Origin of the sequence: Caldifermentibacillus hisashii, from assembly GCF_039654145.1 — a bacterium.
GTDB classification, from domain to species: Bacteria; Bacillota; Bacilli; order Bacillales; family Caldibacillaceae; genus Caldifermentibacillus; species Caldifermentibacillus hisashii.
The window spans coordinates 2659209-2677828 of sequence record NZ_CP155467.1 but is presented as its reverse complement, the minus strand read 5'-3'; the positions used below and the strand labels follow the sequence as shown (position 1 = coordinate 2677828).

At 39.3% G+C, this 18620-nt stretch carries 13 protein-coding genes and 1 pseudogene; all 14 read left to right on the top strand.

The features are described 5' to 3' along the window. Positions 1 to 143 precede the first annotated feature (143 nt). Positions 144 to 1166 (top strand): annotated as a pseudogene (pheS, locus tag NSQ14_RS13030) (phenylalanine--tRNA ligase subunit alpha); the annotation flags it as partial. Between the two features lie 123 nt (positions 1167 to 1289). Beyond that, positions 1290 to 3704 carry a phenylalanine--tRNA ligase subunit beta gene (pheT, locus tag NSQ14_RS13025; protein WP_034771614.1) on the top strand — a complete coding sequence of 805 codons (2415 nt, stop codon included), beginning with the start codon at positions 1290 to 1292 and terminating at the stop codon, positions 3702 to 3704. A 243-nt stretch (positions 3705 to 3947) separates the two neighbouring features. Then, positions 3948 to 4214, top strand: coding sequence for a cell division protein ZapA (zapA, locus tag NSQ14_RS13020; RefSeq protein WP_034771612.1), 267 nt, complete (start codon positions 3948 to 3950; stop codon positions 4212 to 4214). 96 nt (positions 4215 to 4310) lie between these two features. Continuing rightward, on the top strand, positions 4311 to 4838 hold the full coding sequence (locus NSQ14_RS13015; protein WP_034771611.1) for a CvpA family protein: 528 nt from the start codon (positions 4311 to 4313) through the stop codon (positions 4836 to 4838). Positions 4839 to 5260: 422 nt separating this feature from the next. Further along, positions 5261 to 6994, top strand: a complete 1734-nt coding sequence (polX, locus tag NSQ14_RS13010; RefSeq protein ID WP_346216473.1) for a DNA polymerase/3'-5' exonuclease PolX — start codon at positions 5261 to 5263, stop codon at positions 6992 to 6994. Between the two features lie 180 nt (positions 6995 to 7174). After that, entirely contained in the window at positions 7175 to 9523 is a 2349-nt protein-coding gene (locus tag NSQ14_RS13005; protein WP_095141514.1) for an endonuclease MutS2, read from the top strand. Positions 9524 to 9593: 70 nt separating this feature from the next. After that, on the top strand, positions 9594 to 10001 hold the full coding sequence (locus tag NSQ14_RS13000; protein ID WP_034771629.1) for a DUF350 domain-containing protein: 408 nt from the start codon (positions 9594 to 9596) through the stop codon (positions 9999 to 10001). Positions 10002 to 10449: 448 nt separating this feature from the next. Then, a complete protein-coding gene (locus tag NSQ14_RS12995) occupies positions 10450 to 12150 on the top strand; it encodes a long-chain-fatty-acid--CoA ligase (RefSeq protein ID WP_346216472.1) in 1701 nt (566 codons plus the stop codon). A gap of 139 nt (positions 12151 to 12289) precedes the next feature. Beyond that, positions 12290 to 12877, top strand: a complete 588-nt coding sequence (locus NSQ14_RS12990) for a TetR/AcrR family transcriptional regulator (RefSeq protein WP_034771603.1) — start codon at positions 12290 to 12292, stop codon at positions 12875 to 12877. 165 nt (positions 12878 to 13042) lie between these two features. Further along, entirely contained in the window at positions 13043 to 13816 is a 774-nt protein-coding gene (locus NSQ14_RS12985) for an enoyl-CoA hydratase (RefSeq protein ID WP_095141513.1), read from the top strand. 147 nt (positions 13817 to 13963) lie between these two features. Further along, the gene (locus NSQ14_RS12980) at positions 13964 to 14737 is read left to right on the top strand and encodes an electron transfer flavoprotein subunit beta/FixA family protein (protein WP_216407313.1); all 774 of its coding nucleotides are present in this window, start codon (positions 13964 to 13966) and stop codon (positions 14735 to 14737) included. An 85-nt stretch (positions 14738 to 14822) separates the two neighbouring features. Continuing rightward, complete coding sequence (locus NSQ14_RS12975; RefSeq protein WP_041844820.1) at positions 14823 to 15800, top strand: electron transfer flavoprotein subunit alpha/FixB family protein; 978 nt, start codon at positions 14823 to 14825, stop codon at positions 15798 to 15800. 332 nt (positions 15801 to 16132) lie between these two features. Next, positions 16133 to 16447 (top strand): thioredoxin, encoded by a 315-nt coding sequence (gene trxA, locus NSQ14_RS12970; RefSeq protein ID WP_034771595.1) that lies wholly within the window; start codon positions 16133 to 16135, stop codon positions 16445 to 16447. A 253-nt stretch (positions 16448 to 16700) separates the two neighbouring features. Next, positions 16701 to 18500 (top strand): excinuclease ABC subunit UvrC, encoded by a 1800-nt coding sequence (uvrC, locus tag NSQ14_RS12965; protein ID WP_034771593.1) that lies wholly within the window; start codon positions 16701 to 16703, stop codon positions 18498 to 18500. The last annotated feature ends 120 nt before the right edge of the window (positions 18501 to 18620 follow it).

Here is an 18620-nt window from a genome sequence, read left to right as displayed (position 1 = left end):
AGACCGTTATGTGAATGAAGTTGGACGCAATTGGACCGTAAATATTGGTGATTGCGTCAATAAGGGTGGTACCGCGACCATAATCCTCGTCCCTTTACGGATGGGGGTTTTTTTATTTTGTGTAAAAATAGGAGGTTTCAATCGTGAAAGAACGTTTACAAGAGCTAAGACAAGAAGCATTGAAAAAAATTTCACAAGCAACGGACTTAAAACAACTAAACGATGTCCGGGTTGCTTATTTAGGAAAAAAAGGCCCGATTACCGAAGTGTTGCGTGGGATGGGAAGCCTTTCTGCAGAAGAACGTCCGGTCATTGGAGCACTTGCCAATGAAGTACGGGAAGAAATATCTACTCAGCTGGAAGCAAGAAAAGCAGAATTGGAAGAAGAAGCCATTCAGAAAAAATTGGCTGAAGAATCCATCGATGTGACATTGCCGGGACGACCAGTCAACCATGGCAGTCACCATCCGTTAACGAAGGTTATTCAAGAAATTGAGGATTTATTTATCGGGTTGGGCTATTCGATTGCGGAAGGTCCGGAAGTGGAAACCGACTACTACAATTTTGAAGCGCTAAATTTACCAAAAGACCATCCAGCTCGTGATATGCAAGATTCTTTCTATATCACGGAGGAAATTTTATTACGGACACAAACATCACCGGTTCAAGCACGGACAATGGAAAAATTTAAAGGCAAAGGACCGATTAAAATTATTTGCCCTGGAAAAGTATACCGCCGCGATAATGACGATGCGACTCACTCCCATCAATTCATGCAAATTGAAGGATTGGTCGTTGATGAAAACATCCGCATGAGTGATCTGGTCGGTACATTAGAGATTTTCGCGAAAAAAATCTTTGGTGAAGAACGGGAAATTCGTCTCCGTCCAAGTTTCTTCCCATTCACAGAACCGTCTGTTGAAATGGACATTACGTGTAAAATTTGCAGTGGGGAAGGTTGCTCCGTATGTAAAGGAACCGGTTGGATAGAAATACTCGGTGCTGGCATGGTGCATCCGAATGTTTTACGTATGAGCGGTTTTGATCCGGAAAAATATACCGGCTTTGCGTTCGGGATGGGACCGGAGCGGATTGCCATGTTGAAATACGGTGTGGATGATATCCGAAATTTCTATATCAATGATGTCCGATTTTTAAAACAATTTTTCGCAGCCGATATTCCAGTTTCAACAGAGTCAAGTACCAATGCAGTTTTTGAACAAAGCGGCATCCTTGGCAGCGAATAAAAATCTTAAAAAATCTATAACAGTGTGTAGGAGGAATAATTGATGCTTGTTTCATATAAATGGCTCGGGTCATATGTCGATGTTAGTGACGTGACTCCGGAAGAACTTGCGGAGAAAATTACGAGAACGGGAATTGAAGTGGAAGGAATTGAACAAAAAGGAGCAACAATGAAAAATATTGTTGTCGGTCATGTACTGACTTGTATCGATCACCCAAATTCCGACCATCTTCATCTTTGCCAAGTGGATATTGGAGAAGGGGAGCCGGTTCAAATTATATGCGGTGCCCCGAATGTCGCAGCCGGACAAAAGGTGATTGTCGCAAAACCGGGTGCAAGAATAGGTGGCAATGTAAAAATCAAAAAAGGAAAAATCCGCGGAGAAATCTCGAACGGAATGATTTGCTCCTTACAAGAGCTTGGAATTGAAGGGAAAGTCGTACCAAAAGAATATGCGGATGGGATTTATGTGTTACCGGAAGATGCAAAAGTTGGTAGCGATGCCCTTGCCCTGCTAAATATGGATGATTCGGTGCTTGAACTCAGTCTTACACCGAACCGGGCCGATTGTATGAGTATGATTGGTGTCGCTTATGAAACAGCAGCGATTTTAGGAAAAAAAGTAAAACTGCCGAAAATCACACTCGCACCAAGCGGCGAAAAGGCGAGCGACTACATTTCGGTTAAAGTAGATACGCCGGAAGATGCTCCGTTATATACGGCAAAAGTAATCAAAAATGTAAAAATTGGTCCGTCACCTTTATGGCTGCAAACAAAACTGATGGCTGCCGGAATTCGTCCCCATAATAATGTGGTCGATGTCACAAACTTTATTTTATTAGAATATGGTCAACCGCTTCACGCCTTTGATTATAACCGTCTTGGCTCAAAAGAAATCCTTGTACGCCGAGCAAAGGTAGGAGAAAAAATCATTACCTTGGACGATGCTGAACGCACATTAACCTCCGAACATCTTGTCATTACGAATGGGCAAGAACCGGTTGCTTTAGCCGGTGTCATGGGCGGCGCTAATTCAGAAGTTACTAATGATACATCTACTATATTACTGGAATCAGCGTACTTTGATAGCCATGTCATCCGGAAAGCTTCGAAAGACCATGGACTTCGTAGTGAAGCAAGCAGTCGCTATGAAAAAGGCATTGATCCATTGCGCGTCCGAGAAGCTTCGGAACGGGCTTGTGCCTTAATTGCTGAAATTGCCGGTGGAGAAGTGCTGGATGGTATGGTTGTCCATGAAACATTAAATATTGAACCGGTCACGGTCACAATCGAACGGGCAAAAGTAAATCAATTTTTAGGTACCAATTTATCTGTAGAAACCGTTGCAAACATTTTGGCAAGATTGCAATTCCCGTATAAACAAGATGGCGATGCATTCGTTGTTGACATTCCTTCGCGCAGATGGGACATCACGATTAAAGAGGACCTATACGAAGAAATTGCCCGACTATACGGATACGATAATATTCCGAAAACACTTCCCGACGGCGCACAAACGGCAGGTGGCTTAACTCCTTATCAAAAGAAACGAAGGATTGTTCGGGAAATATTAGAGGGAGCAGGTCTTAATCAAGCGGTCACTTACTCATTAACAAGTGAAGAGAAGTTTGCACATTTCACATTGGAAAAATCGGCGCCAATTAAATTAGCAATGCCGATGAGTGAAGAACATGCGATATTAAGACTTAGCTTATTGCCACATTTATTGGATGCGGTCGCCTATAACAAAGCAAGAAAAAATGACCATGTTGCCTTGTTTGAAACAGGTGCTGTGTTTATTTCACAAGGGGAAAACATCCAACCGAAAGAACGTGAACATCTTGCCGGTGTCATGACCGGGCTTTATGTCAACCATCCTTGGCAAGGCGAAAAACGGGTGGTCGATTTCTATGTGGTCAAAGGAATTTTGGAAGCCTTATTTGAAAAACTACAAGTTCATTCACGGATTCGTTATGAAAAAGCCAATATCGACGGGATGCATCCCGGTCAAACCGCAACAATATTGTTGAATGATGAGACAATCGGTTTTGTCGGGAAAATTCATCCAAATATGGAAAAACAATACGATGTGAAAAATGTTTTTGCCTTTGAACTTGATTTAGAACAATTGTTAAATACGGAAACAGCACCATTGGCCTATGAAGCAATCCCAAGATTTCCAAGTATCTCCAGGGATATTGCATTAATTGTCGACAAAGAAAAATCAGCCGGTGAACTGGAACAAATCATTACTGAAGCAGGTGGAAAATTATTAAAAGAAGTAAAAGTATTCGACGTTTACCAAGGCGATAAAGTTGAAGCCGGGAAAAAATCCGTTGCTTTCACCCTTACGTATCTTGACCCTGAAAGAACCTTAACCGACGATGAAGTAACCAAAGTGCATGAGAAAGTATTGGCGGCACTTCATGAAAAAGCAGGTGCAGAGTTAAGAAAATAGATAAAAACCGTAGCTGTCCGATCAAAAGGCGACCAAAAGAAACCCGGTCACCCTTTCTGATGGGACAGTTTTCGTTTATATATCCGAAAGGCGAGTCAACTAAATCATTTATAATCGTTTGTGCTTAACATCTCTCGTTTGGAAATCAACTTCTAAAACAGTAATGAAAAATGAATTTCCCTTCCCAATTCTTTTTATTTCATGCTATGATAAAAAAGGATGCTGACGATTGGAGGTATGAACTTGTCAGACAAACAAAAGAATCGCATTCCCGTTGAAATATATGGACAAAATTATATGATTGTTGGAACCGAGTCACCGGAACATATTCGTAAGGTTGCCGAACTGGTGGATGAAAAGATGAAAGAAATTAAAAATAAAAATGCTGCATTAGATACTAGTAAATTGGCCGTTTTAACAGCGGTTAATGCAGTGAATGAATATTTACTAATCAAAGAAAAACTTGAGGTGTTGGAAAGGGAACTCCGAAATAACGGAAATGAGAGGTAACAAGTCATTTCTGTTTCCAACCGATTTTTTATTGAAACAATGAATTGATATTGATATAGATTGCTAGGAAAAACTAAGGCTAAAGGGTTGACAAGTATGTTCAGTATGATTTTACTTTTCCTTTTTTTTATGGGATTTATTATTGGTTTAAAAAGAGGTTTCATTTTACAAGCCATTCATTTAACCAGCTTTTTTATCGCCTTTTTTATTGCAGTGATGTACTACAAAGACCTTGCTGTGCGTTTAACTCTGTGGATTCCTTATCCGACTATAAGTGATAATGACACATTGCAATTAATACTGGGAGCGGTGAATGCCGAACAGGCTTTTTATCGGGGGATCGCCTTTTTTATCATCTTTTTTGCCGTTAAAATCGTGTTACAAATTATCGGTTCGATGTTGGATTTTGTTGCTAGATTTCCAATTATCAGGCAACTGAATGTTTGGGCCGGCGGGATTTTAGGTTTTCTGGAAATTTATTTAATCTCATTTTTGATTTTATATATGATGGCTCTTATTCCAATTGGAAAAGTGCAAACATGGATCGATCAATCGTGGGTGGCTAAAGCTGTTATTGAACACACGCCAATCCTATCGCAACAACTTTATCGGATGTGGTTTTGAAAGAATTGTAAGGTCCTCATTTACCCCGCACAAACGGGCAGTAAGTCCCTAGCTCAGGATTTTCGAGTTTACAAAGGAGATAGGTGGGGAATCAACTGCCCGTAAAGGTCCGATTGGTTCAACTAACCATCAGTGTTAGCACTGATGGTTAGTTTCACTTTATCCCGCACAAACGGTTACTAAATCTTCCTCTTGTAACTTAAGTTAAATCAGAGATGGAAAGGAGGAAGATAAGTGCCCGTAAGTGCCCGATTGGTTCAACTAACCATCAGCGGGAAGAAAACCCCGCTGATGGAAGTTTCACTTTATATAAAGAAATGATAAAGTAAAAGGAGTAAATAAACTTTTCATGCGAAATCGATCAAAAGATGGAACTAGTTTTTTAACGGTTCAGTAAACTGAATTTTTTAAAGGTGATTATAATGATTGATAACAAAAGGGAAGTCATTCGTCTTCTGGAAACGATTGCGATTTACATGGAATTAAAAGGAGAAAACCCGTTTAAAATCCAGGCATTTCGTCGGGCTGCGACAACGCTGGAACAAGATGAACGAACGTTGTCTGAAATTGATCAGTTTACCGCTCTTCCCGGCATCGGAAAAGGGACAGCCGCTGTTATTAAAGAATTTCTTGAAACCGGTCAGTCGGACATGTTAAAACAACTGCAGGCGGAAGTCCCAAAAGGCTTAATCCCGCTTTTGCAAATTCCCGGACTCGGGGGGAAGACGATCGCAAAATTATATAATCTACTCGCTGTGGAAAATATAGATGACTTAAAACGGGTGTGTAGAGAGGGAAAAGTGCGTGCATTAAAAGGCTTCGGCGTTAAAACAGAAGAAAAAATTTTAAAAAGTATTGAACAAATGGAAGGATTGCCGCGACGTTTCCCGCTTGCCTCTGTCTTACCGATTGTCGTTTGGATTGAAGAGCAGCTGTCGGAAATGGATGCGGTGAAAAACTACTCTCGTGCCGGCAGCGTGAGAAGAGTAAAGGAAACAGTCAAAGATTTGGATTTTATTATTGCAACGACTGAACCGGAACGAATGAAAGAGCAACTTTTAAATATGGCAAATATTAAAGAAGTGACCAATCAAGGAGATACAAAAATCTCTTGTGTATTTTCTTTTGATTTTGATATATCGGCGGATTTCCGTTTAGTAAAGCCGGATGAATTTGCAACGACCTTGCATCATTTTACCGGTTCAAAAGAACATAATATTCGTATGCGGCAAATTGCCAAAGAACGCGGTGAAAAGATAAGTGAATACGGTGTGGAACAAATAGAAACCGGAAAAGTATTAACTTTTGAAACAGAGACTGACTTTTATCACCATTTTAACTTACCGATTATCAGTCCGGAATTGCGGGATGACGGGACGGAAATCGACCAGATTGATTTGTTGGATGAATTGGTCAAACTGGCAGATATTCGCGGTGATCTCCACATGCATACGACATGGAGCGATGGCGCTCATTCGATTGAAGAAATGATTGACGCATGCCGAAAACGGGGATATGAATATATGGCCATTACAGATCATTCCCAATCTTTAAAGGTAGCCAACGGTTTATCACCGGATCAATTACGAAAACAAATGGATATCATCCGTCAGTTGAATGAAAAATATTCTGATATCATGATTTTAGCCGGAATAGAGATGGATATTTTGCCGGATGCGACATTTGATTACGAGGATGAATTGCTGGCTGAAGCCGATCTTGTTATCGCCTCTATTCATTCTGCATTTGGACAAAGTGAAGAGTTAATCATGAAAAGACTCACGGCAGCATGCAAAAGCCCGCATATCGATATTATTGCCCATCCGACCGGAAGAAAAATAGGGATCCGGGAAGGCTATCCGGTTAACATTGACAGACTGATTGAGTTGGCAAAAGCAACAAATACGATTTTAGAATTAAACGCCAGTCCAAGACGTTTGGATTTACGAAAAGATCATCTGATAAAAGCACAACAAACAGGTGTAAGTCTAATCATAAATACGGATAGCCATCACCGTGATACATTAGCTAATATGGAAATCGGTGTTCAATATGCAAGAAGTGCTTGGATAAAGAAGGATATGATTGTTAATACAAAAACAGCAGGGGATTTATTATCATTTTTAAAGAAAACTCGGCGATTGCCGAGCCTTTAGGCGAGAGCAGAGCCGTAGTTCAGCGAAAAAACATTTTCGCTTGCGAGGTAATGCTACCGAAGTCTTTCAGTGCACTTATGCGTTAGGAAAGTAGAAATTGAAAAATTTATACTTTCCTATTAGCTGAAAAAGCGGAACTAGAGACCTCTCATTACACTAGAACGAAAGGAGAATTTCTCCGTGAACAACAAAGCGATTGAAACACTGGAATTTCATAAAATTCGGAACCAATTAATGGGTTATGCATCCTCAAGCTTAGGAAAAGAAATGGTTGAGCAACTAACTCCCTCTACTGATTATCAAGAAGTAATCAAAAGACAGGAAGAGACCGATGAAGCAGCAACCGTTATTCGTGTAAAGGGGCATGTTCCTTTAGGCGGTATATTTAATATTTTACCGGCAATCAAACGGGCAGAAATTGGCGGAATGCTTCATGTTGATGAATTTGTTCAAATTGCAAGCACGATTCGAGCAAGTCGACAGTTGAAAAATTTCCTTGAGGATGTTACAGATGAAGAAGATTTACCAATTTTAAAACAATATTATGAAAATATGAATCCTCCTGCCGATTTGGAACGTAGAATTAATGCGGCAATTAATGAAAATGGTGAAGTGATCGATAGTGCCAGTGAAAAATTACGTTCCCTTCGAACACAAATTCGCAGTTTTGAAGGGAGAGTTCGGGAAAAGTTAGAAGGGATTATTCGCTCATCCAGCGCTCAAAAAATGTTGTCCGATGCAATCATCACCATCCGCAATGATCGATTTGTTATTCCCGTCAAGCAGGAATATCGCACACATTTTGGCGGAATGGTGCACGATCAATCCGCTTCCGGACAAACATTATTTATTGAACCGCAATCGGTAATACAATTAAATAATGAACTGCATCAAGCAAGAATGAAAGAGCAGATTGAAATTGAACGGATCCTTATGGAATTGTCAAAAGAAACAGCAGTGTACGGTGAAGAACTAAAAATACTTGTCGGTCAAATACGTGAACTCGATTTTATGTTTGCCAAAGCAAAATATGGGGCAGATATGAAAGCGACAAAGCCGATGATGAATAACCGAGGAGTCGTCCGTTTATTTAAAGCTCGTCATCCGTTCATTCCAAAAAATGAAGTCGTCGCCAATGATATTGAATTAGGCACCGATTTTACCACGATTGTCATTACCGGTCCAAATACAGGCGGGAAGACAGTCACATTAAAGACGGTCGGCCTTCTTACATTAATGGCTCAAGCCGGTTTACAAATTCCTGCTCAAGACGGTTCCGAAGTGGCTGTGTTTGGCTCGATATTTGCTGATATTGGGGATGAACAATCGATCGAACAAAGTTTAAGTACATTTTCATCCCACATGGTCAATATTGTAGAAATATTAAAAGAAGTCGATACGGAAAGTCTGGTTTTGTTCGATGAATTAGGAGCCGGGACAGACCCGCAGGAAGGTGCCGCGCTTGCAATGGCGATTTTGGATGAAGTGCATAACCGGGGGGCCCGGGTAATTGCAACGACCCATTATCCTGAGTTGAAAGCCTATAGTTATAACCGGGAAGGAGTAACAAATGCCAGTGTCGAATTTGACGTAGAAACTTTGAGTCCGACATATCGCCTTTTAATCGGGGTACCGGGAAGAAGTAATGCTTTTGAAATATCAAAACGATTGGGATTATCTGAACGAATAATTGAGCGCGCAAAAGCTCAGATTCATTCAGAAACAAATAAAGTTGATAAGATGATTGCTTCCCTTGAAGAAAAGACACGCCTTGCCGAGACTGAGGAAGAAGCAGCCCGAGAACATTTAAAGTTAGCTGAAAAACTTCATCATGATTTGCAACAAGCGATGACAGAGTTTAATGAGAAGAAAGATGAATTATATGAGAAGGCAAGGCGGGAAGCGAAAACCATTATAAAACAAGCAGAACATGAAGCGGATGAGATTATTAAACAATTAAGGCAAATGCAATTGCAAAAATCGGTTGAAATTAAAGAACATGAACTGATTGATGCAAAAAAACGGCTTGAGGAGGCGATTCCTGCTTCAAAACAGAAATTCGTCACAACAAAGAAACCCGTTCATTCTTTTCATCCCGGTGATGAAGTAAAAGTCATTAGTTTTGACCAAAAAGGGTATATAATTGAAAAAGTCGGAGATCACGAATGGCTAGTCCAAGTTGGTATTTTAAAAATGAAAGTCGATGAAAGCGACATGGAACGGGTAGCTAGCCAACCAAAGGCAGAACCGAGACCGATTACAACCATTAAAGGAAAAGAGTATCATGTTGGCCTTGAATTAGATTTGCGGGGAGAACGTTACGAGGACGCCTTGGTAAAGGTTGAAAAATACATTGATGATGCACTTCTCGCCGGTTACCCACGTGTTTCGATAATCCACGGCAAAGGAACCGGCGCGCTAAGAACAGGCGTACACAACTATTTGAAAAAACACCGGCAAGTAAAATCATTTCATTTTGGCAGTGCTAACGAAGGAGGAACAGGGGTTACGATCGTTGAGTTTAAATAACTGGCAAGAATGGGCGTCTTTCCTAGGGGTACATTGTAACAACAAACATATATAAATGAGGGATATTATGATGAAAGATTTTTGGGAGAGCAGTATGGTTATCCATTCAGCAAATTTCAGTGTTGCTATTTTATGTACGTTTGTCTTTTTAGCCATTTTTGAGCTGGTCACTAAGTATAATAACTGGGAAGAAATTAAGAATGGCAATATGGCGGTTGCAATGGCCACAGGAGGAAAAATTTTCGGTATCCTAAATATTTTCCGTTTCTCCATTACGCATAATGACACATTATTTGTAATGGTTGGTTGGGGGTGTTTCGGCTTTCTTCTCCTCCTGACTGCCTATTACATTTTTGAATTTTTAACACCAACATTTAATGTCGATGAACAAATTGCAAATGATAACAGAGCCGTTGGATTTATTTCCATGGTCATATCTGTCGGTTTATCTTATGTAATCGGTGCCGGAATCATCTAAGGTAAGGGGAGAAATGGCTTTGGAGAATCTTGGAAAAATCTTGCTCGTTTGTTGTGGAATTTTTCTGCTTTTTGGTATTCTATATTTTTTGTTCTACTCTTAACGGAGAGTTAAGTCCTACTTCAAGATTGGAGTCGTCGCGGAAGATAGGTGGAGGGATTCGCCGCTTGTGCCCGATTACCTGACAATCAGTGGAGATTATTCTGTCCTTGCAAAATATCATATTTTAAGAGAAACAATGAAAGCTGCTTTGGAGACTAAGTGTATAGTTTTTTCCAAAGCAGCTTTTTCTGTACTTTTGAAAGTATATGATAATGTTCAGTAGCTCACAATAGATTTTTTATTTTAGAAAAATTTGAACTTGTAAACGTTTTTAAAATTAGATATTATTATTAATAGGGAGCAATAATATCATTTACATTTTGTTTTTAAACACAGGGGGGAGAATATGGAGAATAAACCGTGGTTGAAACATTATCCGCCACAAATTCCGCACACACTTACCTATGAGGAGACTTCTTTGCAGCAATTATTGAAAAACACAGCAGAAAAGTATCCGAACAAAATAGCGATTCATTTCAATGGTAAGGAATTATCTTACCAGGAGTTATATGATTCAGCGTTAAAATTTGCCGGATACTTGCAGAAAATTGGTATTCAAAAGGGGGATCGGGTGGCGATTATGCTGCCAAACACTCCACAATCCGTCATTAGTTTTTATGGGGTTATGATGGCAGGTGGGATTGTTGTTCAAACAAATCCAATGTACACTGAAAGAGAACTGGCCTTTCAAATGAAAGACTCGGGTGCCAAGGCAATCGTCGCATTGGATATCCTATTTCCACGTATTAAGAAGATTCAAGGAGAAACAGAACTGGAGCATGTTATTATAACGGTTATTAAAGACTACTTACCATTTCCGAAAAATCTTGTATATCCGTTTATTCAAAAGAAACAATACGGTTTTTCTGTGAAGGTTGAACATAAGGGGAATGATCATTTAATTACGGAAATAATGAAGCATCCGGCACTTCAAGAACCGATTATGAACATTAATTTTGAAGAAGACTTGGCAATTTTGCAATATACCGGCGGAACAACAGGATTTCCAAAAGGGGTTATGTTAACCCATAAAAACTTGATCGCAAATACAAAAATGTGTCAAGCATGGTTGTATAAATGCAGGGAAGGAGAAGAAATTGTTCTCGGTGCATTGCCGTTTTTCCATGTATACGGGATGACGACTGTCATGATTTTATCTATTTTACAGGCTTCAAAAATGGTGTTAATTCCGAAGCCGGATCCGGAAGTATTATTAAAAACGATTCAAAGCCAGCGCCCGACGATGTTCCCGGGAGCACCAACAATGTATATCGGAATGTTGAACCATCCTGAATTATCGAAATATGATTTATCTTCAATCGATAGTTGTATAAGCGGCTCGGCTCCGTTACCTGTCGAAGTTCAGGAGCAATTTGAAAGATTAACCGGGGGAAAATTAGTAGAGGGATATGGACTTACTGAATCATCACCGGTTACTCATGCAAATTTATTATGGGATGGCGAACGTGTAAAGGGCAGTATCGGATTACCATGGCCGGATACATTGGCGGAAATTCGGTCTGTGGAAACAGGAGAACCGCTGCCTGTAGGAGAAATTGGCGAACTGGTTGTCAAAGGACCTCAAGTGATGAAAGGCTATTGGAATCGGCCGGAAGAAACACAAGAGGTTTTAAAAGACGGATGGCTACATACCGGAGACATGGGTTATATGGATGAAGAAGGATATTTTTATATTGTTGATCGCAAAAAGGATATGATCATTGCGAGTGGCTATAATATTTATCCGAGAGAAATTGAGGAAGTATTATATGAACATCCTGCTGTTAAAGAAGTTGTCGTTGCCGGTGTACCTGATCCTTATCGAGGTGAAACGGTCAAAGCATATATTGTATTAAAAGAAGGTACAACTGTCACCGAAGACGAATTAAACAAATTCGCCCGGAAAAATTTGGCCGCTTATAAAGTTCCAAGAAAGTATGAATTTCGGGATGAACTGCCTAAAACAACAGTCGGGAAGATTTTACGTCGCCAGTTAGTGGAAGAAGAAAAAAGAAAGTTAAATGAACTTAATGAGAAGAAAGCATAACGAAATATAATATTAAATCATGGTATACAATTGACAAATGATAAATTAACTTTTATTATTGAGATATGAATGATTATTCATTCATATCTCTTTCTCTACAACAAAGAATGACAAAAGTAAAATTTGAAGGTGAACGAATTTGAAAAATCAAAAACCAAAGTACATGCAAATTATTGATGCCGCAGTTATTACGATTGCCGAAAACGGTTATCACCAATCACAAGTTTCAAAAATTGCAAAACAAGCAGGAGTTGCTGATGGAACCATTTATCTCTATTTTAAGAATAAGGAAGATATATTAATTTCCTTATTTCGGGAAAAAATGGGTCATTTCATTACGGATTTAGAGGAAGTAACGAGAAGTAAAAACACGGCTTCAGAGAAACTGTTACTTTTAATTGAAAATCATTTCCGCAGATTATCTGAAGATTATCATCTTGCTATTGTTACTCAGCTTGAATTACGCCAGACAAACAAAGATTTACGCCTGCAAATTAATAGCATATTAAAAGGCTATTTAAAACTTGTCGATAAGATATTAGTAGAAGGGATAGAAAAAGGTGAGTTTGATAAAGATTTAGATATCCGACTTGCCAGACAAATGATTTTCGGTACAATTGATGAAACGGTAACGACATGGATCATGAATGACCATAAATATGATTTGGTCGGTCTGGCACCGAAAGTCCATCAGTTGCTGATAAACGGCTGCGGTAACAAAAACTAAGGGGAATATTTATTTTATGCTTCGTACCCGGTCACTTGCCGTAAAGCTTAAACAAAAATTTTTAAGTGTGAAACATTTCTTAACGGTGAGGAGTAATTAGTCTCGGGTACGAACATTTAAATAAATAGAATAAGAAAATTTAGTTTCACTTTAAGGGGGATGGAAATGGCTTTTTTACACGCACAAATAGAAGGAAAAATAGCAGTTATTACGATAAATCGTCCACCGGCAAACGCACTTTCTCAAGAACTTTTGCTGGAATTGGATGAGATGTTGACAGAGTTTTCTACAAATGATGATGTGCGGGTGATCGTCATTCGAGGAGAAGGGAAATTCTTCTGTGCGGGTGCAGATATACGGGAATTTACAACAATTGGGTCACAAGAAAAGGCCTATGAATTGGCAAGAAACGGTCAACAATTAATGGATAAAATTGAGCAATATCCAAAACCGATTATTGCCTCCATTCACGGTGCTGCCTTAGGCGGAGGTCTTGAATTGGCAATGGGCTGCCATATCCGTCTTGTAAGTGAAAATGCGAAACTGGGACTTCCTGAGTTGTCACTCGGTATTATTCCCGGATTTGCCGGAACACAGCGCTTACCGAAATATGTAGGTGAACAAATAGCATTAGAAATGATGATTACAAGTGAACCGATTAGCGGCACAGAAGCCTGTCAGTATGGTTTGGCATTACGGGCATTTCCGGAAGAAAAACTATTTGAAGAAACAATGAAACTGGCGGAAAAGTTTGCCAGCAAAAGTCCTGCTTCAGTTAAAGCCGTTATTAATCTATTAAAATATACAAAAACAGAACAATTTGCTGAAGGAATTGAGCAAGAAGCAAAATGGTTCAGCGAAGTATTCCGAACAGAAGATGCAAAAGAAGGAATTCAAGCTTTTATTGAGAAGAGAAAACCGAATTTTGTAGGTAAATAATTTTATCGTTACCGCTTAACCCATTTTCCAAAAAGGTTAATATAGCTGATATTCTATTTGGCACAACTCTTTCAATAACACCTTATTAGGTGCTAATCATTTTATTAACATCAAAATCTATTAAACAATCTTAGGAGGGAGCAATGAATGAATATTTTTGTATTATTGAAAAGAACTTTTGATACGGAAGAAAAAATAACGATTGCGAATGGCTCAATCAATGAAGATGGTGCAGAATTCATCATCAATCCATATGACGAATATGCCGTAGAAGAGGCCATTCAAGTCCGCGATGAGCATGGCGGTGAAGTAACGGTTGTAACAGTTGGCGGTGAAGATGCCGAAAAACAATTACGTACTGCATTGGCTATGGGGGCAGATAAAGCAGTTTTAATTAATGTGGAAGATGACCTGGAAGTTCGCGACCAATATACAACAGCAAAAATAATTGCTGAGTATTTAAAAGATAAGGAACCGGATTTAGTTATTGCCGGAAATGTTGCCATTGATAACGGAACCGGTCAAGTTGGACCACGGGTTGCTGATTTGTTAGGTATTCCATATATCACAACGATAACGGATTTAAAAATTGACGGCAATCATGTAAGCGTTGTCCGTGATGTTGAAGGAGACGAAGAAAAGATTGAAGCCACACTTCCATTATTAGTTACAGCACAACAAGGATTGAATGAACCAAGATATCCGTCCTTACCGGGGATTATGAAAGCGAAAAAGAAACCGTTGGAAGAACTGGAACTGGATGATTTAGATATTGATGAAGAGGATGTCGAATCAAAAACGAAAACAATTGAAGTTTATCTGCCACCAAAGCGGGAAGCTGGGAAAATTTTGGAAGGCGAATTAAAGGATCAAGTACAAGAATTAGTATCCTTGCTTCATAAAGAAGCCAAAGTCGTTTAATGATAGGGAATTTATTTGATTTTCGGAGCGATGATATCAGGAAAATTCAACCTGTTCATGGTTATTTCAACAAGGAGGGTAAATAATGGGAAGAAAAGTGTTAGTTTTAGCTGAAGTGAAAGACGGAAACTTAAGAAATGTTTCTTATGAAGCAATTGCCGCTGCGAAAACCGTTTCTGAAGGCGGCGAAGTAGTAGGTGTACTGCTTGGTGAATCTGTTCGGAATTTAGCAGAAGGGCTAATTCACTATGGTGCTGATCGGGTTGTTGTTGTAGAAAATGATAAGTTAAGCAATTACAGTTCAGACGGTTTTTCACAAGCATTTATTGCAGTTGTGAACGAGGAAGATCCGGAAGCAATTATTTTTGGTCATACCTCACTTGGGAAAGACTTATCACCAAAGGTTGCCAGTAAGCTGGATGCCGGTTTAATATCTGATGTAATCGATGTCGAAGTTGCCGGAGATAATGTTGTTTTTACTCGTCCAATTTACTCAGGGAAAGCATTTGAAAAGAAAATCGTAACAGATGGGATTATTTTTGCAACAGTAAGACCAAATAATATTGCGCCCCTTGATAAAGACGAATCCCGGAGCGGTGACGTAAGTACTCTTGAAGTAGAAATAAAAGATTTACGTACGATCATTAAAGAAGTAGTCAGAAAAGCAAGTGAAGGTGTCGATTTATCAGAAGCAAAAGTCGTTGTTGCCGGTGGGCGCGGCGTAAAGAGTGCAGACGGGTTTAAACCGTTGCAAGAACTTGCGGATGTATTAGGCGGTGCTGTCGGAGCATCCCGGGGTGCATGTGATGCCGGTTTCTGTGACTATTCATTGCAAATCGGTCAAACAGGGAAAGTTGTTACCCCTGACCTTTACATTGCTTGCGGCATTTCCGGTGCTATCCAACATTTAGCCGGTATGTCTAATTCAAAAGTTATTGTTGCGATTAATAAAGATCCGGAAGCCAATATCTTCAAAGTGGCAGATTACGGAATCGTCGGTGACCTGTTCGAAGTGGTACCGCTTTTAACAGAAGAATTTAAGAAATTAAAAGTCAATGCATAAAATATATGTAAAGTCCGGCACTCAACCGATAATGGTGCGAGAACCGGACTTTCATTTTGAATAGCAGTGGGGGTTCTTCATGCCCAAAAAAGATAGTTAGTTGAACCAATCGGACGCATGCGGGCAACTTATCTTCATTCTAAACTCAGAATCTTGAGGTGGGGGTGTTACTGCACGTTTAAAATACCACAATCCTGTAATTAGAGTCATAGTGTTGGTTATTTTTTCACGTTTAGGGTAAAATGGTTTATGAGCCAAATGTTTCACAAAACATTACTTACAGTGATATACTACTGTCGATAGCGATAAATCGTATAGGAGGGGTTTAACCTATGGCAATTGTAAAAGCAACGGATCAAAACTTTGCTGAAGAAACAAGCAAAGGTCTGGTTGTCGCAGATTTCTGGGCAACTTGGTGTGGACCTTGTAAAATGATAGCACCGGTTCTTGAAGAAATTGACTCAGAAATGGGCGATCAAGTGAAAATCGTTAAACTTGATGTTGATGAAAATCAAGAAACTGCTGCTAAATACGGGGTTATGAGTATTCCAACATTAATTTTCTTCAAAGATGGAGAAATTGTTGATAAAGTGATCGGCTACCGTCCGAAAGAAGCATTGGAGGAAGTAATCAACAATCATCTGTAATTTTTATTAGCCAAGAATATTAAATGAAGGCAGTCCTAATTTGGGCTGTTTTTTTAGCTACGAGAAAAGGATATTTTTTCAATTTTAAATTTCTATCACATAAGTGCACAAAGAATGCTTCACAGCACTTAGAGTATAGGCTACGCAGTTGAAAAATCAATGGCCTTTTTAACAATTATACGACTTCCGAAAATCTCTTTATTTTTTCGGTCGACTTTTCAAAAATAAACCCACTCATTATGGAGTGAAAAATATGGAATCAAAGAAGATTATTCAAGAAAAACTAGCTTTGTTACCCAACCAGCCCGGCTGCTACTTAATGAAAGACAGGCAGGGTACAATCATCTATGTCGGTAAGGCAAAAATATTGAAAAATCGTGTTCGCTCATACTTTACCGGTTCGCACGACGGCAAAACACAGGCACTGGTAAACGAAATTGAGGACTTCGAATATATTATCACTTCATCCAATATTGAAGCATTGATTTTGGAAATGAATCTAATAAAAAAACATAATCCAAAATATAACGTCATGCTGAAGGACGATAAAAGTTACCCGTTCATTAAACTGACAGCAGAACGCCACCCTCGCTTAATAATCACTCGGAAGGTGAAAAAAGATAAAGGGAAATACTTTGGACCATATCCGAATGTCTTTGCGGCCAAGGAAACAAAAAAATTGTTGGATCGGTTGTATCCTTTGCGGAAATGCTCAACCTTACCGAACCGCGTATGCCTTTACTATCACATCGGCCAATGTCTGGCTCCTTGTGTAAATAATATAAGTGAAGAAACATACAAAGAAATGACCGATGAAATCACCAAATTTTTAAACGGAGGCTACACGGAAGTAAAGAAACAATTAACGGAAAAAATGATGGAAGCTTCGGAGGCTCTTGATTTTGAACGAGCCAAAGAGTATCGCGACAAAATTAGTGCCATAGAAACAACAATGGAAAAACAAAAAATGACCATGCAGGATTTTGTTGACCGTGATGTATTCGGGTATGCGGTGGATAAAGGGTGGATGTGTGTCCAAGTGTTCTTCATTCGTCAAGGAAAATTAATTGAACGGGATGTGTCCATGTTTCCGTTTTACGATGACCCGGAGGAAGAAATGCTTACTTTTCTTGGCCAATTTTATGAAAAACCAAACCACTTTAAGCCGAAAGAAATTTTACTGTCAAAAGAAGTTGACGGTGAGTTGGCAAAAGAATTATTGGGCGTAAAAATCATTCAGCCGGCACGTGGTCAGAAAAAAGAGCTTGTTCAGTTAGCAACAAAAAATGCGACAGCTGCTTTGAAAGAAAAATTTTATCTTATTGAACGAGATGAAGAAAGAACGATTAAGGCCATTGAAAAATTAGGACAAGAAATGGGAATTTATCCTCCATACCGAATTGAAGCCTTTGACAACTCAAATATTCAAGGGACAAATCCCGTATCGGCCATGGTAGTTTTTATAAATGGAAAACCGGATAAAAAACAATACCGGAAATATAAAATAAAAACCGTAGAAGGTCCGGATGATTATGAATCGATGCGGGAAGTTGTTCGCAGGCGATATTCACGTGTGTTGAAAGAAAATTTACCACTTCCGGACCTGATTTTAATTGATGGCGGAAAGGGTCAAATTGAGGCTGCAAAAGACATACTACAAAATGAATTGAATTTGGAAATACCTGTAGCCGGTCTTGTAAAAGATGACAAGCATCAAACATCCAATCTTTTATTTGGGGATCCTTTAGAAGTGGTTCCTCTTACTCGGAATAGTCAGGAATTTTATTTACTGCAACGAATTCAAGATGAAGTTCACCGCTTTGCAATCACGTTTCATCGACAACTTCGGGGAAAAACATTGTTTCACTCCATTTTAGACGACATTCCAGGTGTTGGGGAGAAACGGAAAAGGCAACTAATTAAACATTTCGGTTCTGTTAGGAAAATGAAAGAAGCTGCTTTAGAAGATTTTCGGGCCATTGGAATCCCGGTACATGTAGCTGAAACAATTATGGAAACATTAAAGAATGAGGAAGAGGACGCTAAGGAATAAAGGCTTATAACAAATAAAATTTAAGAGGCGAGATTAGTAACAGGTTTATGGGACAAGTCAAGCGGAAAAATCAGCAGAACTGTCCCATAGGCTTGTCCAAATCGAGTCCTATGGGACAAA

What these genes read in the sequence shown, in the direction of transcription:
- pheT (WP_034771614.1), top strand. Translation starts at nt 1,290, where the DNA reads ATGCTTGTTTCATATAAATGGCTCGGGTCATATGTCGATGTTAGTGAC.
- NSQ14_RS13015 (WP_034771611.1), top strand. Translation starts at nt 4,311, where the DNA reads ATGTTCAGTATGATTTTACTTTTCCTTTTTTTTATGGGATTTATTATT.
- polX (WP_346216473.1), top strand. Translation starts at nt 5,261, where the DNA reads ATGATTGATAACAAAAGGGAAGTCATTCGTCTTCTGGAAACGATTGCG.
- NSQ14_RS13000 (WP_034771629.1), top strand. Translation starts at nt 9,594, where the DNA reads ATGAAAGATTTTTGGGAGAGCAGTATGGTTATCCATTCAGCAAATTTC.
- NSQ14_RS12995 (WP_346216472.1), top strand. Translation starts at nt 10,450, where the DNA reads ATGGAGAATAAACCGTGGTTGAAACATTATCCGCCACAAATTCCGCAC.
- NSQ14_RS12985 (WP_095141513.1), top strand. Translation starts at nt 13,043, where the DNA reads ATGGCTTTTTTACACGCACAAATAGAAGGAAAAATAGCAGTTATTACG.
- NSQ14_RS12980 (WP_216407313.1), top strand. Translation starts at nt 13,964, where the DNA reads ATGAATATTTTTGTATTATTGAAAAGAACTTTTGATACGGAAGAAAAA.
- NSQ14_RS12975 (WP_041844820.1), top strand. Translation starts at nt 14,823, where the DNA reads ATGGGAAGAAAAGTGTTAGTTTTAGCTGAAGTGAAAGACGGAAACTTA.
- trxA (WP_034771595.1), top strand. Translation starts at nt 16,133, where the DNA reads ATGGCAATTGTAAAAGCAACGGATCAAAACTTTGCTGAAGAAACAAGC.
- uvrC (WP_034771593.1), top strand. Translation starts at nt 16,701, where the DNA reads ATGGAATCAAAGAAGATTATTCAAGAAAAACTAGCTTTGTTACCCAAC.